This window comes from Bradyrhizobium sp. USDA 327 (genome assembly GCF_041262065.1).
Taxonomy (GTDB): domain Bacteria; phylum Pseudomonadota; class Alphaproteobacteria; order Rhizobiales; family Xanthobacteraceae; genus Bradyrhizobium; species Bradyrhizobium liaoningense.
In genome coordinates, this window is sequence record NZ_JBGCCW010000001.1 from 4418952 (window position 1) to 4443657 (window position 24706).

23 protein-coding genes are annotated in these 24706 nt (G+C 63.2%); 13 read left to right on the forward strand and 10 right to left on the reverse strand.

Translation table 11 applies throughout. The features are described from left to right. Positions 1–68 precede the first annotated feature (68 nt). From ABIA42_RS20745 to ABIA42_RS20765, 5 genes are all read right to left on the reverse strand, one after another. Complete coding sequence (locus ABIA42_RS20745; protein WP_035674426.1) at positions 69–785, reverse strand: ABC transporter ATP-binding protein; 717 nt, start codon at positions 783–785, stop codon at positions 69–71. Next, positions 778–1533, reverse strand: a complete 756-nt coding sequence (locus tag ABIA42_RS20750; protein WP_271533302.1) for an ABC transporter ATP-binding protein — start codon at positions 1531–1533, stop codon at positions 778–780. Before ABIA42_RS20750 ends, ABIA42_RS20745 begins: the two co-directional genes overlap by 8 nt. After that, positions 1530–2558 (reverse strand): branched-chain amino acid ABC transporter permease, encoded by a 1029-nt coding sequence (locus ABIA42_RS20755; RefSeq protein WP_370121770.1) that lies wholly within the window; start codon positions 2556–2558, stop codon positions 1530–1532. The genes ABIA42_RS20750 and ABIA42_RS20755 overlap by 4 nt, the downstream gene beginning before the upstream one ends. 8 nt (positions 2559–2566) lie before the next feature. Further along, complete coding sequence (locus tag ABIA42_RS20760) at positions 2567–3436, reverse strand: branched-chain amino acid ABC transporter permease (RefSeq protein ID WP_370121767.1); 870 nt, start codon at positions 3434–3436, stop codon at positions 2567–2569. Between the two features lie 211 nt (positions 3437–3647). Beyond that, positions 3648–4838 (reverse strand): ABC transporter substrate-binding protein, encoded by a 1191-nt coding sequence (locus ABIA42_RS20765; protein WP_370121764.1) that lies wholly within the window; start codon positions 4836–4838, stop codon positions 3648–3650. Positions 4839–5358: 520 nt separating this feature from the next. Here ABIA42_RS20765 and ABIA42_RS20770 point away from each other — a divergent pair. Further along, entirely contained in the window at positions 5359–5643 is a 285-nt protein-coding gene (locus ABIA42_RS20770; protein ID WP_370121761.1) for a hypothetical protein, read from the forward strand. 70 nt (positions 5644–5713) lie between these two features. On the opposite strand, the gene purU is transcribed toward ABIA42_RS20770, so the two are convergent. After that, a complete protein-coding gene (purU, locus tag ABIA42_RS20775; protein ID WP_172785327.1) occupies positions 5714–6577 on the reverse strand; it encodes a formyltetrahydrofolate deformylase in 864 nt (287 codons plus the stop codon). A 137-nt stretch (positions 6578–6714) separates the two neighbouring features. On the opposite strand from purU, the gene ABIA42_RS20780 reads away from it, so the two are divergent. Together ABIA42_RS20780 and ABIA42_RS20785 are read left to right on the forward strand one after the other, a co-directional pair. Beyond that, positions 6715–7557, forward strand: a complete 843-nt coding sequence (locus ABIA42_RS20780) for a uroporphyrinogen-III synthase (protein WP_370121758.1) — start codon at positions 6715–6717, stop codon at positions 7555–7557. Positions 7558–7681: 124 nt separating this feature from the next. Then, on the forward strand, positions 7682–8944 hold the full coding sequence (locus ABIA42_RS20785; protein ID WP_370121755.1) for an MFS transporter: 1263 nt from the start codon (positions 7682–7684) through the stop codon (positions 8942–8944). Positions 8945–8956: 12 nt separating this feature from the next. Here ABIA42_RS20785 and ABIA42_RS20790 read toward each other — a convergent pair whose 3' ends face one another. Beyond that, on the reverse strand, positions 8957–9631 hold the full coding sequence (locus ABIA42_RS20790; protein WP_028181433.1) for a Crp/Fnr family transcriptional regulator: 675 nt from the start codon (positions 9629–9631) through the stop codon (positions 8957–8959). 335 nt (positions 9632–9966) lie between these two features. Here ABIA42_RS20790 and ABIA42_RS20795 point away from each other — a divergent pair, with 335 nt between their 5' ends. From ABIA42_RS20795 to ABIA42_RS20820, 6 genes are all read left to right on the forward strand, one after another. Then, positions 9967–10788: an ABC transporter ATP-binding protein gene (locus ABIA42_RS20795; protein ID WP_370121751.1), complete on the forward strand. Its 822-nt coding sequence runs from the start codon at positions 9967–9969 to the stop codon at positions 10786–10788. Beyond that, entirely contained in the window at positions 10785–12716 is a 1932-nt protein-coding gene (locus ABIA42_RS20800; protein ID WP_370121748.1) for a long-chain fatty acid--CoA ligase, read from the forward strand. The genes ABIA42_RS20795 and ABIA42_RS20800 overlap by 4 nt, the downstream gene beginning before the upstream one ends. 220 nt (positions 12717–12936) lie before the next feature. After that, positions 12937–13830 carry a branched-chain amino acid ABC transporter permease gene (locus ABIA42_RS20805; protein ID WP_028181436.1) on the forward strand — a complete coding sequence of 298 codons (894 nt, stop codon included), beginning with the start codon at positions 12937–12939 and terminating at the stop codon, positions 13828–13830. Between the two features lie 3 nt (positions 13831–13833). Then, on the forward strand, positions 13834–14907 hold the full coding sequence (locus tag ABIA42_RS20810; protein WP_194392925.1) for a branched-chain amino acid ABC transporter permease: 1074 nt from the start codon (positions 13834–13836) through the stop codon (positions 14905–14907). A gap of 44 nt (positions 14908–14951) precedes the next feature. Beyond that, positions 14952–16235 (forward strand): ABC transporter substrate-binding protein, encoded by a 1284-nt coding sequence (locus tag ABIA42_RS20815; protein WP_370121745.1) that lies wholly within the window; start codon positions 14952–14954, stop codon positions 16233–16235. A 142-nt stretch (positions 16236–16377) separates the two neighbouring features. Beyond that, positions 16378–17217, forward strand: a complete 840-nt coding sequence (locus tag ABIA42_RS20820; RefSeq protein WP_035674385.1) for an ABC transporter ATP-binding protein — start codon at positions 16378–16380, stop codon at positions 17215–17217. A 60-nt stretch (positions 17218–17277) separates the two neighbouring features. Here the strand turns inward: ABIA42_RS20820 and ABIA42_RS20825 are convergent, their stop codons facing one another. Beyond that, entirely contained in the window at positions 17278–18432 is a 1155-nt protein-coding gene (locus ABIA42_RS20825) for an AGE family epimerase/isomerase (protein WP_370121741.1), read from the reverse strand. Positions 18433–18518: 86 nt separating this feature from the next. Between ABIA42_RS20825 and ABIA42_RS20830 the strand changes: the two genes are divergently transcribed. From ABIA42_RS20830 to ABIA42_RS20840, 3 genes are all read left to right on the forward strand, one after another. After that, the gene (locus ABIA42_RS20830) at positions 18519–19742 is read left to right on the forward strand and encodes a phenylacetate--CoA ligase family protein (protein WP_370121738.1); all 1224 of its coding nucleotides are present in this window, start codon (positions 18519–18521) and stop codon (positions 19740–19742) included. 172 nt (positions 19743–19914) lie between these two features. Then, the gene (locus tag ABIA42_RS20835) at positions 19915–20166 is read left to right on the forward strand and encodes a recombinase family protein (RefSeq protein ID WP_370143630.1); all 252 of its coding nucleotides are present in this window, start codon (positions 19915–19917) and stop codon (positions 20164–20166) included. Between the two features lie 1348 nt (positions 20167–21514). Next, positions 21515–21721, forward strand: a complete 207-nt coding sequence (locus ABIA42_RS20840; RefSeq protein ID WP_370121733.1) for a hypothetical protein — start codon at positions 21515–21517, stop codon at positions 21719–21721. A 183-nt stretch (positions 21722–21904) separates the two neighbouring features. Here ABIA42_RS20840 and ABIA42_RS20845 read toward each other — a convergent pair whose 3' ends face one another. Together ABIA42_RS20845 and ABIA42_RS20850 are read right to left on the reverse strand one after the other, a co-directional pair. Then, the gene (locus ABIA42_RS20845; protein WP_370157156.1) at positions 21905–22117 is read right to left on the reverse strand and encodes a hypothetical protein; all 213 of its coding nucleotides are present in this window, start codon (positions 22115–22117) and stop codon (positions 21905–21907) included. Positions 22118–22836: 719 nt separating this feature from the next. Beyond that, positions 22837–23400 carry a D-glycero-alpha-D-manno-heptose-1,7-bisphosphate 7-phosphatase gene (locus ABIA42_RS20850; protein ID WP_370121728.1) on the reverse strand — a complete coding sequence of 188 codons (564 nt, stop codon included), beginning with the start codon at positions 23398–23400 and terminating at the stop codon, positions 22837–22839. A 438-nt stretch (positions 23401–23838) separates the two neighbouring features. On the opposite strand from ABIA42_RS20850, the gene ABIA42_RS20855 reads away from it, so the two are divergent. Next, positions 23839–24621 carry a TVP38/TMEM64 family protein gene (locus ABIA42_RS20855; RefSeq protein ID WP_370121725.1) on the forward strand — a complete coding sequence of 261 codons (783 nt, stop codon included), beginning with the start codon at positions 23839–23841 and terminating at the stop codon, positions 24619–24621. Positions 24622–24706 lie beyond the last annotated feature (85 nt).

Sequence of the window (24706 nt, forward strand, 5' to 3'; positions counted from 1 at the left end):
GTTTCTCCCGAAATTCAGTCAGCGCTCGTTGTACTCCTGCTCCCCGCAAGAGGGGAGAAGCGAAGAAATCAGTGGACCGCCGCCCCTGCGACGCCGAGGTGGCGTTCCAGGACCGAGGGGTCGGCCTTCAGCGCGGCACTCGGGGCGTCGTGGACGATCGTTCCGCGTTCCAATATCACAACGCGATCGGCGAGCCCCAGAATCTTTTGGGCATTTTGCTCGACGATGATCGAGCAGATGCCGCCCGCCCGGGTGATGGTCCCGATCGCCTTGAGCAGCTCCTCGACGATGATGGGGGCGAGGCCCTCGGTCGGCTCGTCCAGCAGCAGGACCTTCGGATTGAGGGTCAGCGCGCGGCCGATCGCCAGCATCTGCTGCTCGCCGCCGGAGAGCTGGTTGCCGAAATTGCTTCGCCGCTCCTTCAGCCGCGGGAACATCTCGTAGACCTTCTCGACGGTCCAGGGGCCGGGCTGCGCCACCGCCGTCATGTTCTCTTCCACCGTCAGCGAGCGGAAGATGTTGCGCTCCTGCGGCACCCAGCCGATGCCGGCACGGGCCCGCTGGTCGGGACGCAGCGTCGTGACGTCGGCGCCGGCGAGCGCGATCGAGCCGGAGAAGCGGCGGGTGACGCCGACGATGGAGTTGATCAGCGTGGTCTTGCCGGTGCCGTTGCGGCCGAGCAGCGCAAGTACCTGGCCCTCGGCGAGGCGCAGGGACATGTTGGGCAGGACCACCGCCTCGCCATAGCCGGCGCGCAGGGAATCGATCGCGAGCAGGTCAGACATTGACCGCCTCCTCGCCGAGATAGACAGCCTTCACCTGCGGATCGCGCGCGACCTGCTCGGGCGGCCCCTCGGTGAGCAGCGCGCCCGAGACCAGCACCGAGATGCGGTCGGCAAAGGAGAACACGAGATCCATGTCGTGCTCGATCAGAAGCACGGTGACGTCGCGCGGCAGCGCGCCGACGACGGCGAGAATGTCATGGCGCTCGCTCTCGGGCACGCCGGCGGCGGGCTCATCGAGCAGCAGCACGCGGGGTTTGGCGGCGATCGCCACCGCGATCTCGAGCAGGCGCTGCTTGCCGTAGGGCAGCGTCACGGTCTGCTCGTTCATGACGTCGAGCAGGTGGAAGCGCGCCAGCAGTTCGGCGATCTCGTCGTTGACGTCATTGCGCGTGCCCATCCGTCGCCACCAGTCGCCGCCATGGCCGAGACGTTCGGAAACGGCAAGGCCAATGGTCTCGAGCGGAGTCAGGTCGGGATAGAGCTGGTTGATCTGGAAGGTGCGCGACAGGCCGCGCAGCACGCGCTTGTGCACCGGCAGATCAGTGATGTCCTGGCCTTCGAGCAGGATGCGGCCGGAGTTCGGCTTGAGCACCCCGGTGAGCTGGTTGATGACGGTGGTCTTGCCGGCACCGTTCGGGCCGATCAGCGCGTGGCGGGCGCCCTGCTCGATCCTCAAGGACAAATCGCGGGTGACGCGCAGGCCGCCGAACTGCTTTTCGAGATTCTTCGTTTCGAGCGCAATGGTCATGCGTCGCTCTCCGGCACGGCGACCACGGCCTTGCGCCCGGCGATCTGCTTGATCACCAGATTCGGCACATACAGCACCCAGCGATGCAGCCGCTGGCGGCCGACCAGCACGATCACGACCAGCACGAGGCCGATCCAGAACTGCCAGTATTGCGGCGTGATGGTGGAGAACAATTCCTGGAGCATGCGGAACACCACCGCGCCGATCAGCCCGCCATAGAGATAGCCGGTGCCACCGATGACGAGCACCAGCATCAGATCGGCCGAGCGCTCGAAGGCGAACACATCGAGCGAGGCGATCGCGGTGGTCTGGGTGAACAGTGCGCCCGCGATGCCGGCATAGAACGCAGCCAGTGTGTAGATCGCGATCAGGCGGCGGTTGACCGGAATGCCGATGGCGGCCGCCCGAAGCGGATTGTTCTTGATCGCCCGCAGCGACAGGCCGAACGGCGAGTGCACGACGCGGCGGGCGAATAGGAACAGCAGAAAAAGGACAGCCAGCGAATAGAAGAAGCCGGTCTTGCCGAACATGTCGAACGGGATCTCGCCGAAGATCGGCTGCATCTCGATGCCCTGCAGGCCGTCGGTGCCGCCGGTGATGTTGGAGAAGCGCTCGGCGAGCGCTTCCAGCAGCAGCGCGATTCCGAGCGTGACCATCAGGCGCGTCAGATCGACGCCGCGGATCACCAGGAAGCTGGTGGCAAAGCCGAGCACCATCGCGGCAAGGCCGGCGACGATCAGTGCCAGCACGGGCTCGGTGACGATGCCGTGCAAGGCAAGCAGTCCCGCGGCATAGGCGCCGACCCCGAAGAAGGCGGCGTGGCCGAGCGAGACGATGCCGGCGTAGCCGAGGATGAGATCGAGCGACATCGTGAACAGCGCCAGCCGCAGGATGTCGGTCATGATCAGATAGCGCGAGGGAAAGGCGAAACCGCAGGCCAGCACGATCAGCCAGAAGGCGATTTCGCCATAGTGCCAACGCGCCTGGCGCTGGGCGTGATAACCGACGTCGGAGGCGGCGCTCATCGGCGAACTCAACGCGCAGCCGTGCGGCCGAACAGGCCGTTCGGGCGCCAGATCAGGATCACGATCATCATGGTGTAGATCACGAACGGTCCCATCTTCGGCACGTAATATTTGCCGGCGACGTCGCCGATGCCGAGCAGGAGCGAGGCCAGGAACGGGCCGGTGATCGAAGAGGAGCCGCCCACGGTGACCACGATCAGGAAGTAGATCATGAACTTCAGCGGAAAATACGGGTCGAGGCCGAGGATCTCGGCGCTGAGCGCGCCGCCGAGGCCAGCGAGCCCGCATCCGAATGCGAACGTGAAGGCGAACACCTGCGGCACGTTGATGCCGAGGCCGCTGGCGGCGCGCGGGTCATCGACCGCGGCGCGCAGCCGGCTGCCGAAGCGCGTCTTGGCCAGCACCATCTGAAGCGCGATGGTGAGCAGGCCGCAGATCACGATGATCATCAGCCGGTAGCGGCCGATGCCGACGCCAAACAGGTCGAACTGGCCCTGGAGCGCGGCCGGCAAATTGATGAAGACGCGCGAGGAGCCCTGGATGTAGTCCACGGCCGCCACCGACATGAAGGTCAGGCCGATCGTGAACAGAACCTGGTCGAGATGGCTGCGCGCATAGAGGTGGCGGTACAGCGTGCGCTCGAGCGCGATGCCGATTGCAGCCGAAGAAACGAAAGCGAGCGGCAGGGCGGCGAAGAACGGCCAGCCCATCCGGTTGACCAGCACCATGCAGACATAGCCGCCGGCCATGGCGAAGGCGCCGTGGGCGAGATTGACGAAGTTCATCAGGCCCAGCGTGACCGCGAGCCCGCAGGCGAGCACGAACAGCAGCATGCCGTAGGCAACGCCGTCGAACAGGTTGGTGAGGATTGCGGTCATCAGCAGTCGAGGGTCATCTCAAGTGTGGCCAAGGGCCGTGCTGCACTCCCTCTCCCGCTTGCGGGAGAGGGTTGGGGAGAGGGTGCTTCAACAACGAAGACTCCCCCAGAGGAGAGAGCCCTCACCCGGCGCTTCGCGCCGACCTCTCCCGCAAACGGGAGAGGTAAGGCGAGCATGCCGAGAGAGGCCCGGGATGACGCGCTTTCGCGCGTCACTTCTTGGTCTTGCCGAGGTCCTTGACGGCTTCGAAGGTCGCGAACTCGACGTTGTAGAGCTCGCCGTCGACCTTCTCGACCTTGCGGATGTAGATGTTCTGCACGATGTCACGGGTCTCCGGATCGATCGAGATCGGGCCGCGCGGGCTTTCCCACTTCATCCCCTTCATGGCCTCGACAAGCTTGGTGCCGTCGGTGTCGCCGCCGGTCTTCTTGAGCGCCTCGTAGATCAGGTGGATACCGTCATAGCCGCCCACGGCCATGAAGCCCGGACGGTTGCCGAAGGCCTTCTTGTAGGCTGCGACGAAATCCTTGTTCATCTGCGAGGGATGCGCCGCGGAATAGAGGTGCGCGGTGACGGTGCCGAGCACGGCATCGCCCATGTTGTTGAGCAGGTCGTCGTCGGTGACGTCGCCGGGCCCGATCACCTTGATGCCGGCCTTGTCGAGGCCGCGCTCGGCATACTGTTTCATGAAGTTGCCGCCCTGGCCCGCCGGCACGAATACGAAGATCGCGTCGGGCTTGGCGTCCTTCATGCGCTGGAGGAACGGCGCGAAGTCAGGGTTTTGCAGCGGCACCTTGACCTCTTCGACCACCTCACCGCCGCCGGCCGTGAAATGCTGCTTGAAGAAGTTGAGCGCGTCGTTGCCCGGCGCGTAGTCCGAAGTCAGCGTCGCGACCTTCTTGATGCCGTTCTTCACCGCCCAATCGCCGATGATGGTCGAGGACTGCGCCAGCGTGAAGCTGGTACGCACGATATAGGGCGAGCGCTCGGTGATGATGGAAGTGCCGGCTGCCATCACGACTTCCGGAATCTTGGCCTGCGTGGCGAGCGGCGCGGCAGCAAGCGCGGCCGGCGTCACGCCGAAGCCGGCGATGAAATTGACCTTGTCGTTGACGATCAGCTCCTGCGCGGCGGTCTTGGTCTTGTCCGGGATCGCAGCATCGTCCTTGAGGATGATCTCGATCTTCTTGCCGGCGACGGTATCGCCCTTCTGCTGCATGTAGAGCTTGATCGCGTTCTCGATCTGCTTGCCGGTCGAGGCCTGGCCGCCGGTCATCGGCAGGATCAGACCGATCTTGACGCTATCCGTGGCCTTGGCTGGCGCGAGGCCGGCAAGGCCTGCAATGGCCGCAACGGCAGCGGCCCAAGTCGCCTTGCGCGACAGTTGTTTGCGTTCGAACATCAGATGTCCCTCCCCTTCATTCCTGACTCTTGTGCCCTGGACCGAGTGCCCGGCCCTTGCCTTGATCATAGACCGCGCGCGAGCGCTCTCGGGCGCCACATGGGCGTCTTTCGCGCCCTGCTTGTCAATCGGACGTTCGGCGGCCCTTCGGCGCAACCCGAGTGTTCCGAAGACCGATCGACCGGACGCGGTGCTACGGTTGCGTCGGAGCAGCTCGAGCCACCCGCTTCTAACCGCTTTCATTTGTACGAATGTACAAACAAAATGGACTTGTCAACGAAAACCCCTGCCCGCGGACCAAGCCATGTTGTCGCGAGCCTCGCACCAAGTCTAGAAATGCAATGGATCGCGTGCATGGAGGATTTCGTCTTTCTTTTGCAGAATCTGTACATCCCCGCGCCTCGCCCAAGCAAAATTCGGTAGCAAATTACCTACCTCGAATAAGTCTATTTTACCTTGTTGAAGGCTACTCCTATTCGCGCCGGCCCGAGCTGGCGTCCAATGACCGAACGCGCACGCCATGCCCAAGACTTTTCGTTCCGTCCTCGTCCTCGTTGCGCTCGCCGCGGGGCTGTCCGGCTGCGGGACGGTCAACGAAAAACTCTCCGCCGGCATGGGCGACTACGTCCCGCAATGGGCCGGCGGCCTGCCCGCCGATGCTCCGCCGCGACCGGGCACGCCGCAATACGATGCCTACATGAAGGAACGCGAACGCAAGCGCCTGCTGCCGGCCGCGGATCGCGAGAAGGAAGAGCAGGCCCAGAAGGGTGCAACGGGGACGACATCGGGGAGCGCGGTGCGCTAACGGGGCGAATGGCGAATAGGGAGTGGCGAATATTCCCCTTGTCCATTCGCTACTCGCCACTCCCCATTCGCTAATCCACGAACACCACCGTCTTGCGGCCGTTGAGGATGACGCGATCGTCGAGATGGTAGCGGATGGCCCGTGCCAGCACGCGGCGCTCGATGTCGCGGCCCTTCCGGACCAGATCTTCCGGCGTGTCGCGATGACTGATGCGCTCGACGTCCTGATCGATGATCGGGCCCTCGTCGAGGTCGCGCGTCACGTAATGCGCGGTCGCGCCGATCAGCTTGACGCCGCGCTCATGGGCCTGGTGATAGGGCTTGGCGCCCTTGAAGCCCGGCAGGAACGAGTGGTGGATGTTGATGCAGCGCCCCGACAGCTTTGCCGACAGATCGTCCGACAAAATCTGCATGTAGCGGGCGAGCACCACCAGATCGGTCTTCGTCTTGCCGACGAGGTCCATGATCTGCGCTTCCTGCTCGCGCTTGGTCTCCTTGGTGACAGGCAGATGGTGGAACGGGATGCCGCCGAAATCGAGCCCGGCATAGACCTCGCGCGGATGGTTGGAGACGATCGCGGTCGGGACCATCGGCAATTCGCCGGTGCGCCAGCGGTAGAGGATGTCGACCAGGCAATGGTCGGACTTGGAGACCAGCAGCATCACCTTGCGATGTGCGGCGCGGTCGCGCATCTGCCACTCCATGCCGAAACGCTCCGCGATCGCGGCAAAGCCGGTCTGCAGCGCCGACAATTCCACAGCGAGATCGGCCGCGGTGAACACCACTCGCATGAAGAACTTCTTGGTCTCGACGTCGTCGAACTGCTGGGCGTCGAGGATGTTCTGTCCGTTGTGGGCAAGGAACGTCGACACCGCCGAGACGATGCCGGGGCGATCCGGACAGGACAGGGTCAGGACATATTGATGGTCGGGCATTGGCTCTTGATGAAGGTTTGTGCAGCGGAACTATCCGCAATTTGCGCCCTGCTCTAGCACCGACCCCGCCCTTGCGCCAATCCCGGGCGCAGAGTCAGGATGAACGGACGATTGCAATCCATGACCGGAGCATATCCATGGCCGACCGCTTGAACGGCTACCGCATCTTAATTCTGGAAACGCGGGAGGAGGCGCAGTTTTCGAAGCTTCTGGTCGAGCAAGGCGCCGAGGTCGTGCAGTGCCCGATGTTCACCATCCATGACGCGCCGGACCCGGCTCCGGTGGAGGCCTGGATCCGCCGTGCCATCGACGGGCCCTTCGACGATCTCGTGCTGATGACGGGCGAAGGCCTGCGTCGGATCATGAAACTCGCCGGCGCCCGCGGGCTCGACACCGCCCTTGTCGCGGCACTCGCCAAAGCGCGAAAATTCACCCGGGGCCCGAAGCCCGGCAAGGCGCTGCGCGAGATCGGTCTCGAGGCACAGCAGACCACGGAGAAGCCGACCACCGAGGGCGTGATCGAGATGCTGGCCAGGCTCGACCTGAAAGGACGACGCCTCGGTCTCCAGCTCTATCCGGACAAGGACCATGGCGCGCTGACCGGCGCGCTGGCCGCGCAAGGCGCCGCCGTCGATACCGTGCTGCCCTATGTCTACGATTCCAAGGCAGCGGATGCGAACATCGTCGCCGCCATCGACGACATGGCCTCCGGGCGGATCGATTCCATCGCGCTGACCAATCTCGGCCAGGTCCGCCGCCTGATGGAGGCCGCGAAAGCGCATGGCGCCGAAGCGAAACTGCGTACAGGCCTCGAACGGACGTTGATCGCCTCGGTGGGGCCGGCGGTCTCCGGTGAACTCGCCGCGCACGGTCTGCGCACGGACGTCTCGCCGGCGGATGAAGCGTATTTCATGCGTCCGCTGATCTCGGCGATGGCCGCGGCGCTGGCGGAGCGGAAGCCGAGAGCCTCAGCGAGCTAAGAGCCGAGCGCGGGGGCGGCCTGCGGCAGCCGCGATTGACACCGGCATCGCCAGCGCTAGCTTGCGCGACCGCAAGAAGAAGCAACAAGGGCAAGGGAATCGCCGTGACACGCGTCATCGCGTCGTGAGCGCCACCGCACGACCTTCGGCGCTCGCGCCATTCCGCATCCGCAATTATCGTTTCCAGTGGCCGTCCGACCTGCTCACCTCCTGGGCCTTCGAGGTCGAGACGCTGGTGCTCGGCTGGTACATCATCGTCGAAACCGGCTCGGTGCTGTTGCTCACCGTGCTTGCTTCACTCCAGTTCGTCGGAACACTGGTCGCGCCCGTGTTCGGCATGATCGGCGACCGCGTGGGCCATTGCGATCTCCTGGTCGCAATGCGTCTTGCCTATACGGCGCTGTCGTCGACCATCATGGTCCTGGCGCTGACCGGTCACCTGTCGCCGCTGAGCGTCATGATGATCGTCGCGATCATGGGCCTGATCCGCCCTTCGGATCTCGGCGTCCGCGGCGCGCTGCTTGCCGAGATCATGCCGGCTGAGCAGCTGGTCGGCGCCATCAGCGTTGCGCGCACGACCCAGGACAGCGCCCGCATCGCCGGGGCGTTGACTGGCGCCGGGCTGTTCGCCGTCCTTGGCATTGGGCTCGTGTACGTGGCAATTGCCGGACTCTACCTCGTGGCTGCGCTTCTGATGCTCTGCCTGACACGGCCGGAAAGGTCGGTCACCACGAGCAATCTCCCGGCGAACGGCCACGCCGTTTCGAGGTTGCTGGGCGACCTGAAGGAAGGCATCGTCTATGCCTGGAACGGCCCGGGAATGCGCGCGGCGCTGTGCGTCGCCTTCCTGGCCAATCTCACCGCATTTCCCTTCACGGGCGGATTGTTGCCCTACATCGCGCGGGAGATCTTTCATACCGACCAGACCGGCCTCGGTTATCTCTCGGCGAGCTTCGCCGTCGGCTCGCTGATCGGCTCCATCACGCTCAGCCTGGTCAGCGGCGTGCGCATTGCCCGGCTTCTGATCGGAGCGACGCTGGCCTGGTACGCCATGCTGCTGGTATTCGTCGAGGTCAGGACCATGCCGGTGGCGATGGCCTGCCTCGTTCTCGCCGGCATCGCCCAGAGCATGTCGATGATCTCGGCCGCCGTCATTCTGATGCGCACCGCGAGCGCGCATCTGCGAGGCCGCGTCATGGGCGTGCGCATGATGGTCATCTATGGCTTGCCGATCGGACTGCTCGCAGCCGGCAGCCTGATCGATATCATCGGCTATTCCGCGACGGGCTCGCTCTATGCCGCCGCGGGCTTCTTCGCGATGCTGGCGATCGCTGTGCGTTGGCGCGCCGACCTCTGGCCTGTCCACGCCCCCGCCAATGCGCGGTGACGAATATCCGCCCTAATCCCCGTACCCGCGCAGCCGCTCGATATCGAGGATGGTGACGCCGCCATATTCCAGCCGCAGCAGCCCCTCTTTCTCAAGCCGGTTCAGCGCGCGGTTGGCGTTCTGGCGGGACATGCCGGAAAGCGCCCCGATCTCCTCCTGCGTGATCTCCAGATGCGTGGTCGATTCGGGATAGAGGATCGGGTTGAACAGCGAAGCAATGCTGCGGGCGAGGCGCGCGGTGGCATCCAGGGTGCGGTTGACCTCGAGCATGCCGATGAACTGGCCGAGCCGCTCGTTGAGCTGGCGCACCAGAAAGCGGTTGAAGCCGACGCTGTTCTCGAACAGCCACATGAAGGCACTGCGCTCCATCAGTGCGACGCGGCTGTCGCGCAGCGCGACCACGTCATAGCGGCGCGGCTCGTTCTTGAGCACGCTGCCCTCGCCGAACCAGGCCCCTGCCGTCAGACCGGCAAGGCTGGTCTCCTTGCCGTCGCGCGAGACCCCGCCCATGCGGGCCAGGCCGCTCACCATGCCGGCCCAATAGGCAAAAATGTCACCGCGCATGAACACGGTTTCGCCGGTGCCGTAGGACCGCTCCGTGATTCCGGCACGCGCGACCTCGATCTCCGCTTGCGTGAGCTCGCGCGACCAGGCGGCGACGCGCTTCAGATGATCTTCTGAAATCATGATCTGGCGGCCAGCCGCACGATTTCGTCACTCCACTTTCTGCTGCATTGCAACATGATGGTATCGACCGCCATTCGACCAAAGAGGAACGTCGCTGCCGGCCCGCAAACTTTGTCGCAGAATTGTCAGCCGGGAGACATTTCAAAATAGCGCTTTCCCCTATTGAGAACCACCTCGGGCGATACGGCTTTCGATCCCAAACGGGAACGAGAGTGCGCGGCTCCGGTCGAGACCATCTGATGCATGGCCTCACCGTCACCGCCGTACTAGGATCGCTCGACAGAACGGACGAAGAGCGCCGCTAGAATGCGCCATGACCGGGAGGGATTCGTTTGGTGGCTACCAGTCTTGAAGTGCGCGGCGTGTCCTTGCGATTCGGCGGTGTTCGAGCGCTGACCGACGTCGGCTTCGCCATCAGGGAGGGCGAGCTGTTCTCGATCATCGGCCCCAACGGCGCCGGCAAGACCTCGATCGTGAACTGTATTTCCGGTCGCTACAAGCCGACCGAAGGCCAGCTCTTCTACCAAGGCCGCGACATCACCGGTTTGACGCCGAACGCCCGCGCCTCGCTAGGCATCGGTCGCACCTTCCAGAACCTGGCGCTGTTCCACCATATGAGCGTGCTCGACAACATCATGGTCGGCCGCCATCACCTCCTGAAGAACAACTTCCTCACGGGCTCGCTGTATTGGCTCACCGGCGCGCGCAAGGAGGAGCTCGAGCACCGCCGCAAGGTCGAGGAGATCATCGACTTCCTCGACCTGCAGTCGGTGCGCAAGGCGACCGCGGGCACGCTCTCCTACGGCCTGCGCAAGCGCGTCGAGCTCGCCCGAGCCATGGCGCTGGAGCCGCGTCTCATCCTCCTCGACGAACCCATGGCCGGCATGAACTTCGAGGAGAAGGAGGACATGGCCCGCTACATCGTCGATCTCAACGAGGAGTTCGGGATGACGGTGGTGATGATCGAGCACGACATGGGCGTGGTGATGGACATCTCCCATCGCGTCATGGTGCTGGATTTCGGCAAGAAGATCGCCGAAGGCGATCCGGCCACCGTGCTCGCCGATCCCCACGTCAGGCGCGCCTATCTCGGCGAGGAGGACGAGGTGCTGGTCGATCCCGACGACGCACCGCCGGCGCAGGAGAGCGCGGCATGATGGATTATGCTGGCCGCGTCGCGCAGGCCGACACTTATCCGAAAATGCTCCGGCTCAACGCGAAGGAGCACGGCAACGAGATCGCATTGCGCGAGAAGGATCTCGGGCTCTGGCGCATTTTTACCTGGAACGACTACCAGGCACGGGTGCGCGATTTCGCGCTTGGCCTGGTCGAGCTCGGCCTTGCTCGCGGTGATGTCATCGGCATCATCGGCGACAACCGGCCGGACTGGATCGCGGCGGAAGTCGCGACCCACGCGATCGGTGGACTGAGCCTCGGGCTCTATCGCGACGTGCTGGACGAGGAGGCCTCCTATCTTCTCAACTATGGCGAGGCGCAGCTCGTCTTTGCCGAGGACGAGGAGCAGGTCGACAAGCTTCTCACCCTTGCCGAGCGCGCGCCCAAGCTGAAGCACATCATCTATTCCGACCCGCGCGGGATGCGGAAATATGACGACCCGAGGCTGATGTCGGCGGAGAAGTTTGCCGAGCTCGGCCGGGCACGTGCTGCGCGGGAGCCGGAGCTCTACGACAGGCTGGTCGATGCCACCAAGGGCGAGGACGTCGCGATCCTCTGCACGACGTCAGGTACTACCTCGCATCCGAAACTCGCGATGCTCGCGGCCGGGCGCGTGCTGGGCCATTGCGCGACGTATCTCGCCTTCGATCCGAAGGGACCCGATGACGAATACGTCTCGGTGCTGCCGCTGCCCTGGATCATGGAGCAGGTCTACGTGCTCGGCAAAGGCCTCTTGTGCCGGATGAAGATCAACTTCGTCGAAGAGCCCGACACGATGATGAACGATCTGCGCGAGATCGCGCCGACCTTCGTGCTCTTTGCCCCACGTGTTTGGGAATCGATCGCTGCCGACGTCCGCGCCAAGGTGATGGATGCGACGCCCTTCAAGCAGCGCCTGTTCGACATCGGCATGAAGTCGGGTCTCGCCGCGCTCGAACAGGGCAAGCGCTCGGCCTTTGCCGACGCGATCCTGTTCCGAGCGCTGCGCGACCGCCTCGGCTTCACCCGCCTGCGGTCGGCCGCGACCGGCGGCGCAGCGCTCGGCCCCGAAACCTTCAAATTCTTCCAAGCCATGGGCGTGCCGCTGCGCACGCTGTACGGCCAGACCGAGCTGCTGGGGGCCTATACGCTGCATCCCGACGGCAAGGTCGATCCCGACACGACGGGCGTGCCGATGGCCGACAGCATCGAGATCCGCATCGACAATGCCGACGTCCACGGCGTCGGTGAGATCGTGGTGCGGCATCCCAACATGTTCCTCGGCTACTACAAGAATCCCGAGGCCAGCGTCGCCGACATCAAGGACGGCTGGATGTGCTCCGGCGACGCCGGATATTTCAATGCCGACCAGCAGCTCGTCGTCATCGACCGCATCAAGGATCTCGCCGAGACCTCGCGCGGCGAACGCTTCTCGCCGCAATTCATCGAGAACAAGCTGAAATTCTCGCCCTATATCGCGGAGGCCGTGGTGCTGGGCGCCGGTCGCGACGCACTCGCGGCGATGATCTGCATCCGCTATTCCATCATCTCGAAATGGGCGGAAAAGAACCGGCTCTCGTTCACGACCTACAGCGATCTCGCCTCGCGTCCCGAGGTTTACGCGCTGCTGCAGAAGGAGGTCGAGACCGTCAACGCCACGCTGCCGCCGGCCCAGCGCATCTCGCGCTTCCTGCTGCTCTACAAGGAGCTCGATGCCGACGATGGCGAGCTTACGAGGACCAGAAAGGTCCGCCGCAGCGTCATCAACGAGAAATACGAAGGCATCATCGACGCCATCTACCGCGGCGTCTCGGATATTCCCGTCGACACCGTGATCCGCTTCCAGGACGGCACCACGCAGCGGGTGCGCACCACGTTGCGTGTGGTGGATCTCGGCGGCCACGGCCACATGGCGGAGGCGGCGGAGTGAGCGTCCTGTCCGCCACGAGCGCGACGCGCGTTGCTGTGCCCTCCCCCCTTGTGGGAGAGGGCATCGCCGCTATCAACCACACCCTCACTGGGGTGAGGGGTTCTCTCTCCACACCGTCACTGCCGAGACAACCCCTCACCCGGCTTCGCTTCGCGAAGCCACCCTCTCCCACAAGGGGAGAGGGTGAGCGCGCGCCGGATTTGTCAGCGAGCACCACTGCATGAACACCGCCTTCCTCATCCAGCTCCTGGTCAACGGCCTCGTCGTCGGCACACTCTACGGCGTAGTCGCGATGTCGTTTGTCCTGATCTACAAGGCGACACAGGTCGTCAATTTCGCGCAAGGGGAATTGCTGCTGGTCGGCGCCTGGGTGTGCTGGGCGCTGCTGGCGAAATACCAGGTGCCCTTCTGGATCGGCATGCCGATCACGCTGGTGTTCATGTTCGTGTTCGGCATCGCGATCCAGGTGCTCATCCTGCGTCCGATGATCGGCGAGCCCATCATCTCGGTGATCATGGTGACGATCGGCCTGTCGACGGTGTTGCAGGCAACGCTGAAGTGGATGTTCGGCGTCAACCCGCAGCCGTTCCCGCGCGTGTTCGAGAGTCAATCCGTCAGCCTGTTCGGGCTCCAGATCCAGACCGTCTATGTCATGAGCCTCGTCGTCTCGGTCGCGATGATGATCGGCATGGCCTGGTTCTTCCGCGCCTCCAAATATGGCCTGGCGATGCGCGCCACCGCATTCAACCAGCAGGTCGCGCAGTCGCTCGGCATCTCCGTCAAGAGCGTGTTCGCGATGGCCTGGGCGATCTCGGCGACGGTCTCGGCGGTCGCCGGCGTCGTCGTCGCGGTCGTGAACGGCGTGTCCTCGGGCCTTGCCGCCTACGGCATCAAGGTGTTCCCGGCGGCGATCCTCGGCGGGCTGGATTCAGTTGGCGGCGCCGTGCTTGGCGGCATCATCATCGGACTGCTCGAGAACGTCGCCCAATATGTCGACAGCGAGTATCTGCACTGGGGCAATCTCTACGAGATCGCGCCGTTCTACGTCCTCATCATCGTGCTGATGATCAAGCCCTACGGGCTGTTCGGCACCCACGACATCGAGCGGATCTGACCCATGGCCGGCCCTGCCCTCATTCCCGCTGGTGACTTCCGCACCTCCTACGCGGCCGACACCACGATCTTCCCGACCGCGACGAGCCGCAACTTCGCCATCGCAGGCGTGCTGCTGCTGTGTCTGGCGCCGCAATTCTTCAGCGGGTATTGGCTCAGCATCCTGATCCAGATCGGCATCTTCTCGATCGCGGCGCTCGGGCTCAATATCCTGGTCGGCTTCACCGGCCAGATCTCGATCGGCCATGCCGCCTTCTTCCTGCTCGGCGCATTTACCTCCGCCTACATCTCCAACAACGCGCAGATCCCGGTATTCTTCGCAATCCCGCTCGCCGGCATCGTCACTGCGCTGGTCGGGCTGATCTTCGGCATTCCGGCGGCGCGACTGAAAGGTCTTTACCTCGTCATCGCGACGCTGGCTGCGCAGTACATCCTGCTCGACTTCTTCTCGCGCGCCGAATGGTTCTCCGGCGGCTCGGTGCCGGCGAGCGCCGCGCCTTTCTCGATCTTCGGCTATACGCTGCGCGGCGACCGACAGTACTTCTACGTCGTGCTGGCCTATGTGCTCGTGAGCTACGTCCTCGTCACCAATCTGATGCGCACCCGTGACGGCCGCGCGCTGGTAGCGATCCGCGACCATTATCTCTCCGCCGAGATCATGGGCATCAACCTCACCAAGTACCGGACGCTGTCGTTCGGGCTTGCCGCCTTCTTCGCCGGCATCGCCGGCGCGCTCTATGCGCACTACCAGCTCGTGGTGTCGCAGGAGGGCTTCGGCATCGAGCGTTCGATCCTGTTCCTCGCCATGATCATCATCGGCGGCACCGGCTCGATCATGGGCACGCTGATGGGTACCGCCTTCGTGGTGCTGCTGCCGGAATCGATGGAGTGGCTGAGCCATCATCTGAAGGGCGGAGCGATCGACCAGGCGCTCTCGCTCAACAACAACATCACCTTCCTGCGCGAGATCGCGATCGGGGTGATCATCATCGCATTCCTGATGTTCGAGCCTGACGGGCTCGCGCATCGCTGGCGGCAGATCAAGGCGTATTGGAAACTCTACCCGTTCTCGCATTGAGCGCGGGCAACTTCACTTAAACAATAAACAGGAGGAACCGACCCATGACGACAAAATCCCTTTTGAGCACCACATCGCTCGTGCTTGCGATCGCCGCATTCTCGGCGAGCGCGCAGGCGCAGATCGCGATCGGGCATCTCGCCGATTATTCCGGCGGCACCTCGGACGTCGGCACGCCCTATGGCCAGGCCGTCGCAGATACGTTCGCCTGGGTCAACAAGAACGGCGGCGTCGGCGGCAAGCAGCTCAATCTCGATACCAACGACTATGGCTACCAGGTGCCGCGCGCGATCGCGCTCTACAAGAAGTGGTCGGCGCCCGACTCCAAGGTCGCCGCAATCATGGGCTGGGGCACGGCGGACACCGAGGCGCTGACCGGCTTCCTTGCCCAGGACAAGATCCCCGACATGTCCGGCTCCTATGCCGCCGCCCTCACCGATCCCGAAGGGGTCAGCGGCAAGGCCAAGCCTGCGCCTTATAATTTCTTCTATGGCCCGAGCTATTCGGACGCGCTGCGCGCGATGCTGATGTGGGCAGCCGAGGACTGGAAGGCCAAGGGCAAGCCCGGCAAGCCGAAATTCGTGCACATGGGCGCCAACCATCCTTATCCGAACGCGCCGAAGGCCGCCGGTGAAGCCATGGCGCAGGAGCTCGGCTTCGAGGTTCTGCCGCCGCTGGTGTTCGCCCTCACGCCGGGTGACTACAGCGCACAGTGCCTGAGCCTGAAATCCTCGGGCGCCAACTACGCCTATCTCGGCAACACCGCCGCCTCCAACATCTCGGTGATGAAGGCCTGCAAGACCGCCGGCGTCGAGATCCAGTTCCTCGGCAACGTCTGGGGCATGGACGAGAATGCGGCCAAGACCGCGGGCGATGCGGCCAATGGCGTGATCTTCCCGCTGCGCACTGCGGTGAGCTGGGGCGGCGATGCCCCCGGCATGAAGACGTTGATGGAGATCTCGAAGATGTCCGACGCCAGCGGCAAGGTCTATCGTCCCGTGCACTACGTCGCGGCCGTCTGCTCGGCGATGTACATGAAGGAGGCGATCGAGTGGGCCGCCAAGAACGGCGGCGCCACCGGCGAGAACGTCGCCAAGGGCTTCCACCAGAAGAAAGACTGGGTGCCGGCCGGGATGGAAGGCGTCTGCAATGCCTCGACCTGGACCGAGAAGGACCATCGCGGCACGCTCAAGGTCGACCTCTATCGCACCAAGGTCTCAGGCGCGACCGACGGCGACCTCAACGACGTCATGGCCAAGGGCACGATCAAGCTCGAGAAGGTCAAGACCGTCGAGCTGCCGCGCAAGCCGGAATTGCTGGGGTGGTGAGCGTAGCGCCCACCTGACGCACAACCGTCATCCCCCGCGAATGCGGGGGATCCAGTACGCCGCGGCCTCTCCGGGAGCGTTGGGCGTCTCTGGAATACTGGGTCACCCGCCTTCGCGGGTGACGACAGCGGAGCAACAAAGCATGACCGAGACCGCAGAAGGCGTTCGTCCCTCCCCCAGCATCGTCCCCGCCCCGCCGCTCCTCGCCGTGCGCAACATCGAGGTCGTCTACGACGACGTCATCCTGGTGCTGCGCGGCCTCAGCCTCGACGTGCCGAAAGGCGCGATCGTGGCGCTCCTGGGCGCCAACGGCGCTGGCAAGTCGACGACGCTGAAGGCGATCTCCGGGTTGCTCAAGACCGAGGACGGCGAGGTCACGCGCGGCGAGATCCTGTTCGAAGGCGAGCGGATCAACGGCATCGACCCCGACAAGATCGTGCGCCGCGGCATCTTCCAGGTGATGGAGGGCCGGCGCATCGTCGCCGACATGACGTCGCTGGAGAACCTCAAGCTCGGCGCCTTCACCCGCAGGGACCGCGAGGTCGATTCCGACCTCGACATGGTCTTCAACTATTTTCCGCGCTTGAAAGAGCGCACCGGCCTTGCCGGCTATCTCTCCGGCGGTGAGCAGCAGATGCTCGCGATCGGCCGGGCCCTGATGGCGCGCCCCAAGATGATCTTGATGGATGAGCCTTCGATGGGCTTGTCGCCGCTGCTGGTGAAAGAGGTGTTCTCGATCATCCAGAAGATCAACCGCGACCTCGGCGTCACCATCCTGCTGGTCGAGCAGAACGCGCGCGCTGCGCTCTCGGTGGCAAGCCACGGCTACATCATGGAACAGGGCAAGGTCGTGCTCGACGGCAGCGCAGACGACTTGCGCGACAACGAGGACGTCAAGGAGTTCTACCTCGGCGGCGCCGGCGACCAGCGCAAGAGCTTCAAGAACCTCAAGAGCTTCAAGCGGCGCAAGCGCTGGCTGTAGCGTTTTCAAGCGAAGTGGGAACCGGTTCGCGTGAAGAAAACGCGTCGATACAAAAGAGCTTCAACTCTCAAGCACCTGTTCCGCTTCCGTGACTGCGCAGAGAACATGATAGAACGACGACGCAGGAATGATGTCGATCAGCGATTTGCCGTCGCGATCGAACTGGTCGTACCAGCCGCCCTTCACGGGATGGCTGAGATAATGCCGTTCGAGCCGCACCAGCGCCGCGCGCGCCTCATCCGCCGCCCCCACCTCGCCGGACTCGGCTTGCGCGATCCACGCCTTCGCGATCTCGGTCTGCGGCCACAGCCGGCGCGTGCTGCGGCGGATGTTGCCGACGTCGTCCCCCTCGTCGATCAGGCAGCCCGTGGCCTCGTCGCGATAGCGCAGCGCGGTCGACAGCAGTTCGGCACGCCGCGGCGCGGTCGGGCAGCCCGTGATGCGCTCGAAACCCTTCAGCAGCCAGACCCATTCCGCCTGGTGACCGGGCTCGACGCTGACCGGCTCGATCTTCGACCAGTCTTCCTCGAAGTACTCGGTCAGGATGCGCTTCTGCTTGTCGTAGAGATTGGCCAGGAACAGTGCGAAGAATTCTCCGGCACGGTTCTGGAACGACAGGTCGTGGGTCGCCTCGAAGCACGCGATCATCGCCTCGAACAGATGCATGTGCGGGTTCTGCCGGCGCGGCAGCGAGACCGGAAGGCCTTCGTGAACGCCGCCATGCGGCGAGCGCAGATGGCCGTCGAGGAAGGCGAGCAGCGCATCGATCTCGGCTCGGACTTGCGCATCCTGGTCGAGGGCGTAGACGGTCGCGAGCGCAAAGAGGACGAAGGCGTGGTCATAGGCATCGCGCCGGGCATCCAGCACCGCTCCATCGGGCGTCAGCCGGTGCACGTAGCCGGGCCGGCCATCGGGCGCCTTCGCTCTGGCCAGCAGATGCTCCAGCCCCTTCAGCGCGATGCCACGCCCCTCAGGATACCATCCCATCTGCGCCGCCTTGGCGTAGCACCAGATCTGGCGCGCCTGCACGAATACGCGCCGGGGCGCGGCAGCGTCGGCCGTGCCATCGCGGTGCAGCCGGTCGATGAAACCACCCGCAGCCTGATCCCAGCCGACCGTCGACCACAGCGGCAGCGCCTCGTCGATCATGCGGCGCTTCAGGCGCGCGACGACGTTCGACGCCTCGTCCGCCGCAATGATTCCTTCGTCCGCCATCGGGTCCTCTCTAGGCCTCACCAATGGCGGTCTGATACCCATGCTGGTGGCGGCGCGCAACGGATGCCAACACGGAAAGAACAGCCATGACCGCCCATTACGACGCCCGCGAGACCCGTGAACAAGCAGCGCGCGAGGCCGACCTGTTCTCCGGCCTGCCAGGGGTGCTGCGAGCCGCGATGGCCGCCCCGGCCTATGCCGAGCGGCTCAAAGGCTGCGATCCCGCCGCCGTGACCTCCAGGGCGGCCCTGGCGGGCCTGCCGGTGTTGCGCAAATCGGAGCTGCCGGCCTTGCATAAGGCCTCTGCGCCTTTCGGGGGCCTCGTGGTAGGGCCTCCCGGCTCGTTCGCCCGCCTCTTCACCTCCCCCGGCCCGATCTTCGAGCCGGAGGGACGGCAAGGAGATCCCTGGCGCGGCGCAAGGGCGCTGTTCGCAGCGGGGTTCCGTCCTGACGATATCGTCCTCAATACCTTCAGCTACCATCTCACCCCCGGCGGCTTCATCTTCGACGCCTCCGCACGCGCGCTCGGCTGCGCGGTCATCCCGGCCGGCCCCGGCAATACGGAACAGCAATTCGAGCTGATCGAGGCCTACCGGCCGGTTGGCTACAGCGGCACGCCGGATTTCCTGAAGATCCTGCTCGACGCCGCAGCAAGCTCCGGGCGCGACATTTCCTCGATCAAGCGCGCGCTGGTCTCGGGCGCCGCGTTCCCGCCCTCGCTCCAGGCCGAGATCAAGGCGCGCGGCATCGACGCCTACCAGGCCTTCGGCACCGCCGATCTCGGCCTCATCGCGTTCGAGACCGAGGCGCGCGAGGGCATGGTCGTGAACGAGGACCTGATCCTGGAGATCGTCAAGCCCGGCACCGGAGATCCGGTTGCGCCGGGCGACGTCGGCGAGATCGTCGTGACCTCGCTCGATCCGCACCATCCCTGGATCCGGCTCGCCCTCGGCGACCTGACCGCGGCCCTGCCCGGCACGAGCCCATGCGGGCGCACAAACATGCGCATCAAGGGCTGGATGGGACGCGCTGACCAGACCACCAAGGTCAAGGGCATGTTCGTCCGGCCCGAGCAGATCGCCGAGATCGGCAAGCGCCATTCCGCACTCGGAAGACTGCGCCTCGTCGTCACACGCCAGGGCGAGGCCGACGCGATGACGCTGCGAGCTGAAACGGCGGCCGCGAACGATGCCCTGCGTGATGAGATCGCAGCCAGCCTGCGCGCAGTGACGAAACTCGGCGGAAGCGTCGAACTGGTCAGTCCCGGCACGCTGCCTAACGACGGCAAGGTGATCGCGGACGAACGCTAGCGCTACCCTTGTCTGGTAACAGCGAATAATTCGGCAACGACGGCCCCATGAAGCGCCTGTGTGCGCAAAACCCCCGGAACTCCCGAGGCTTGCACGCATTCCGGTGAGCCGCAGACGGAAAATAACAGGGAATTCCAAACCAGAAAGGGCTGGTCTCGAGTACCGGCGCCCCGTGGACCCGCGCTGCGGTTGGCACTACCTCAGAAACGAGAGCTATATCGGAAATCTCACCTTCAACCAAAAGTCTCAAAAGCTCCGGCAAGCGGCGATGAAGAATCCGCCTGAACAATGGATCAGAAGCGAGGGCTGCATCGAGCCCATCATCGATCGCGAGGTCTTCTTCAGCGTTAGGAAGATCATCGAGGAGAGGCGGGCTGACCTGTCTGAGGAGGAGATGCTCGTCCCCGTTGCGCAAAGCTCTTAGCGAAGGCCGCTTGACACCGGCCATTATCGATGAAGTCCAGAACTGCCCTGCTCTGCGACCTGCCAAACCCACTTTGGCAATTTTCGAAATCTCTATCGGCTGCTCGGCTACACCCCGAAGCGAAATTACGAGTTTCTCGATGCACGTCCGGTTTGGTCCGAGCTAAGGTCAAAGCTCGACGAACAGGCCGCCGCTGCTATTAAGGCTGCGGGCGGGCGGATCAGTTCGGGGGGCTGGAGCAATTGCCTCCGCGTGAACGGGATAGCCTGTCTTTCCGTTAGGGCCGCCCGTTGGACCCCTGGCCAAAAGCCAACCCATGCATCCTACTGGAGTATCGAACGGGAGGCGTGCCTCCCTGACGGCTGGATTGCCGCCATCCGGTTAGCCGAGCACAACAAGACCGTGCTCGATTACGTACTGTTGCCGACCGACGGCAAAGTAAAACGCACAATCCGCTTTTCCGAAGCATCACGAGCGCGGCGGGGAATTACGCGGTTCAAGACGGTCAATGGCCTCGTTCAAGCCATCACCCGACGATTAACAAAACCGGATCCTACTTCCCACACCGCGCCAAAACCGAGGGGCAAGCGGCCGAAAGCGCTGCAATCCAAAACTAGAAACATCCACCGGCGGCGCTTATGTCCGGCGAACCGCATTTGAGACCTTGTGCCGATGCTCGGGGTGAGCCTTGATGCCTGCATCTAGACCCACTATGAGTGTAAAGTCGATTGTCGCGAAAATCCAAAGAGACGAACTCACATCCATGGGCATCCGGTCACTGACCATCCAGGAGTCCGAGAGGATTGCTGTCCACATCTTCGAGCGGGATCACTGACCTTGAACTGGAGCTTGACGCGCGTGACTTCGCTTCCGTGAGCCGCGATCGCGACGAGCCTTCTGGCGCATTCGTGCGGTGCTGCTTCGACGAATCTGGGCGCCATCCCGACCTCCGCTGGCAAATTGCAGGGCGGGGATCGCCTCAGGGCTGACAGGGAGGGCGTTGCCGAGGCAGGCTGGTGGCGGGTCAACGATCTCAATTTAGGCCCACTCTAACCGAGCGCCTCCGTCTCGGGCCGCTGACTGTGTATGGACGAGCTAATAAACGGGCAGGCGCCCCCGATCACGCCGGCGAGCCGCCGTGCTATGGTCAGCGGGCGACCGCTAACGCGGGCGCAATCTCAGTTAACTCCCGCCGGCTTCCAAGTCGGCGGTTTTTTTACGAACCTTAAGACCGACGAGAGGCGCCGGTTCAGACTGGCGGACATTAATTTGGCTTTAACACCCGTTGTGCGGCAGCGCCGGGTCATATAGATAAGGCCTGTGCCAGCGTCAGTTGCGTTTGAGATTCATGATTACGTACAAGCAGTATCACATCCAGCGTTTTGAGCACGGCCAAAAGCGCTGGATTGCCCGCATCACACGGGCGGATGGTCAAAACATCCGCACCATACTGCCGGCCTCTGAGCATCCCTACCTTGATACGAAGCCCGTCGCGTCCGCCGAGGAAGCGGAGGAGCTTGCCAAGGAAGGCATCGACTTTGGGGGTGTAGTTTAGCCGGTTCGTCGAGAGCTTACGTCGCTGCACCTTGCGCCGCTCGTGCAAGAACGCATGGGGAGATCGCTAGCCTCGTCGTAAGTTGCGCCGCCCCGTCCGCGACCTTTCCGGAGCAGCGAGAGCGCGACAGGAATTATTCACTTCAAAACGGCGATCGCCTCGTTCAGGCTATCACCCCCCAGCTTATAACAACGCACCCCGCCTGCCGAGCCATGCCAGTGCCGCGGAGCAAAAGGCCGAAAGCAACGCGGTCCAAAACCAGGAGCGTCCACGGGCGGCGTTGATGGAGCGCAGGTATAGGAAAGCGCCGAGAAGCTTGCCGTAATTCCTTCGGAAATCTCCATTGAGCCTAGCGGGCGCGGGCAAATCGGATAACGCTTTGAAGTCATCGGTCATGGCTGGTTCGTCGTTTATGGAGTGGGACCAGCACCCTAAAAACCACTGTTTTGCCCGACGACGCAAGTTCAATTTCGCCTTTTCCGATGCGGCCATGGAGAGAACCTGACGCTAGCCGGTCGCTCACCGGAAATGTTGACGCAACTCGCGAAGGCGTCTTATCCGAGGATCAGATTGGGCCAATGAGGAATCTCATGGGCGGGCCGACGTAAGTTCGGCCGCACCATCAAGTAGAACAGGTTGAACTCCCGCTTCGATGGTTCCCACGCCCCTTGTGGTCCTTATCCACTATTCCGCTTCACACGTTTGAGCCCCCTCCGCTGCCGCGACAGGGCAGCCTTCTCATATCGTTCCAAACTCGGAAGATCTCTCATTTGCCTTCGTTCAGCGCAAGCGGCGATCAGACGCAGCCTAAAAACTCGCAGGTGATCCTGGCGACTCCTGGCTTGAGCTAGATGTTGAACCGCGATTTCCAAGTCCGTGCCGTTAAGCTCCTCCGCAAGGGCTGCATCGAACCCGGCGGGCCCAGAGCCCGCGGCTTCGTCCCAACGCGATAAGCCATGCCGATAAGCGTTGCGGCTCGAGGTTGCTTTCCCGGCGCTTGTTTGCGGGCCTGGGCTCTTCGCTGCGTTTGCCCGATTGGCTTCGATTTGTCGCTTTGATGCCAACTTGCCTCCTTGTTCGCGGCTAGCCGGCGAACGATCGCAAAAGCGACGGCATCAATCGCCCTTTCCGCGCGGTCGTTTTGCGACCGTGTTCGATGTGGGGTGATCGGGACCCCGTTCATTCAATAGCGGGGCTATGAACGCATGAAGGTTTGACCCATCAAACAAATGGGCTGCGATGCCGGCCGCTTGCGCTGCAGCAAGATCGCTCTGCTTGTCGCCGACCATGAAACTGGCACCGATATCTATCGGATACCGCTCGAGAAGAGCCTTGATCATCCCCGGTTGCGGCTTACGGCAGTTGCAGAGGACACGATAACGCGGAATCAGACCATCGGGGTGATGCGGGCAAAATTCGAACGCATCAATATGCGCACCAACGACAGCAAGCTCACGCAACAACCATTCGTGCAAATTGCGAACATGCTGCTCCTTGTAAAACCCCCTGGCAATTCCTGATTGGTTCGTCACGACGAACGCGAAATAACCAGCATCATTGACTGCCTTTACGGCCTGCTGGGCCCCTTTCACCCACCGGATTTTGTTCGGATCAAAAGCATAGCCGTCATCCTCATTGAGGACGCCATCACGATCAAAGAAAACTGCCGGACGCATCAAATCTTACGGGCCAAGGTTGCACGGAGAACAGCTGATCTTCCGACAATCTCTGCTTCTTTTCAACATGTCGCACGATTAGGCAGGATCGTGCTCTGCCAGCGCGCCTTGCGTCTTTCTCTGTGCTCCACATCGTCGGTTGGCTTCACCGAGTACTATATGCTGCAGAACGCGTTGAGCCGGCGAATTGATCCCATCGCTGCGACCGACATCGACGCGCGCCTTGCGTCCTATGGCACCTTTCGGTCCTTGGGTCCCTGCGCGCCAGCTGGTCCGGCCCCCCGGGACATCCCCGGGGACGCGTTGGGGGCCGGCGGGGCCCTGCGGTCCTGGATCTCCCTTCCGCTCAGGATCCCTGCTACTAGTACAAGCGCGGTAAGCAATACAGTCACCGTCATCCTTTTTTGCATTAGAGGGCCGCAAGGGATCCGAAGATGCGCATTGACCCATCGACCGATCACCTTCAAATACCTAAAGCCGCATGGACGCTCCGTCGCACGGCCCCAGGTGGCTCTGTCCAGCTTCCAGCCGGATTCCGATGCCGCACAAACCTTTTTCGCAGTGGCCGCACCTGTGAAGGAGAACCGGCGGGCCTCTGACCCTAAGCATGCAGTCTTAAAAAGAATGAACTCGCCCCTTTTAGACATGATCAGTGCCTGGTTTCAAAATCTCGGCGATCTCACGCCGGGTTCGGTAATGGCGGTCTGCTTCGTATTTTTGACAATGGCTTTTATCGTGCTTCCCCGCACGCCTCTCATTTGCGCCGCCGGTGCCGCCTTTGGCTGGAAAGTCGCCGCAATCATCTTGTTGAGCGGTACCGTCGGAGCTATCCTCGCTTTCCTCACTTCCCGCTACGTCGCGTCGAGCTGGTTTCGAAAAAGGCTCGATAACAAGCCTAACTTCGGCGTCATTGCACAAGCAGTAGACGAGGAAGGCTGGCGCATTATCGCGCTGATGCGTCTGGGCGTTCCCCTTCCCGGAGCAGTTCAAAACTACCTGTTCGGTCTGACGAGGATTGACATCTCAACGTACTCGATCTCGACTTTTATTTTCACTGCGCCGCAAGTGTTCCTGTATTCGTTTCTGGGCGCGACCGGCCGGGCCTCGCTTCTGGACGAAAATCTAGGCATCTCGCTGATCACATTGGCGCTGATCATCGCAATTGTTGCCCTTATAGGATGGCGGGTAAGAGTCTTACTGTCGCGGCGAGCGCCACTCGCCTAGACGCGCGAGCTCGCTCACGCTCGAATTATATTCAACGGCCGCCGAGCGCGCAGCGACGGCCCCATTGCCAAATACTCCTCATGCT

Excerpts from the sequence above, each read along its gene's own strand:
- ABIA42_RS20815 (WP_370121745.1), top strand. The coding sequence starts at position 14,952 with ATGACGACAAAATCCCTTTTGAGCACCACATCGCTCGTGCTTGCGATC.
- ABIA42_RS20745 (WP_035674426.1), bottom strand. The coding sequence starts at position 785 with ATGTCTGACCTGCTCGCGATCGATTCCCTGCGCGCCGGCTATGGCGAG.
- ABIA42_RS20820 (WP_035674385.1), top strand. The coding sequence starts at position 16,378 with ATGACCGAGACCGCAGAAGGCGTTCGTCCCTCCCCCAGCATCGTCCCC.
- ABIA42_RS20825 (WP_370121741.1), bottom strand. The coding sequence starts at position 18,432 with ATGGCGGACGAAGGAATCATTGCGGCGGACGAGGCGTCGAACGTCGTC.
- ABIA42_RS20760 (WP_370121767.1), bottom strand. The coding sequence starts at position 3,436 with ATGACCGCAATCCTCACCAACCTGTTCGACGGCGTTGCCTACGGCATG.
- ABIA42_RS20750 (WP_271533302.1), bottom strand. The coding sequence starts at position 1,533 with ATGACCATTGCGCTCGAAACGAAGAATCTCGAAAAGCAGTTCGGCGGC.
- ABIA42_RS20755 (WP_370121770.1), bottom strand. The coding sequence starts at position 2,558 with ATGAGCGCCGCCTCCGACGTCGGTTATCACGCCCAGCGCCAGGCGCGT.
- ABIA42_RS20830 (WP_370121738.1), top strand. The coding sequence starts at position 18,519 with ATGACCGCCCATTACGACGCCCGCGAGACCCGTGAACAAGCAGCGCGC.
- ABIA42_RS20770 (WP_370121761.1), top strand. The coding sequence starts at position 5,359 with ATGCCCAAGACTTTTCGTTCCGTCCTCGTCCTCGTTGCGCTCGCCGCG.
- ABIA42_RS20765 (WP_370121764.1), bottom strand. The coding sequence starts at position 4,838 with ATGTTCGAACGCAAACAACTGTCGCGCAAGGCGACTTGGGCCGCTGCC.
- purU (WP_172785327.1), bottom strand. The coding sequence starts at position 6,577 with ATGCCCGACCATCAATATGTCCTGACCCTGTCCTGTCCGGATCGCCCC.
- ABIA42_RS20780 (WP_370121758.1), top strand. The coding sequence starts at position 6,715 with ATGGCCGACCGCTTGAACGGCTACCGCATCTTAATTCTGGAAACGCGG.
- ABIA42_RS20840 (WP_370121733.1), top strand. The coding sequence starts at position 21,515 with ATGATTACGTACAAGCAGTATCACATCCAGCGTTTTGAGCACGGCCAA.
- ABIA42_RS20845 (WP_370157156.1), bottom strand. The coding sequence starts at position 22,117 with ATGACCGATGACTTCAAAGCGTTATCCGATTTGCCCGCGCCCGCTAGG.
- ABIA42_RS20810 (WP_194392925.1), top strand. The coding sequence starts at position 13,834 with ATGGCCGGCCCTGCCCTCATTCCCGCTGGTGACTTCCGCACCTCCTAC.
- ABIA42_RS20800 (WP_370121748.1), top strand. The coding sequence starts at position 10,785 with ATGATGGATTATGCTGGCCGCGTCGCGCAGGCCGACACTTATCCGAAA.
- ABIA42_RS20805 (WP_028181436.1), top strand. The coding sequence starts at position 12,937 with ATGAACACCGCCTTCCTCATCCAGCTCCTGGTCAACGGCCTCGTCGTC.
- ABIA42_RS20790 (WP_028181433.1), bottom strand. The coding sequence starts at position 9,631 with ATGATTTCAGAAGATCATCTGAAGCGCGTCGCCGCCTGGTCGCGCGAG.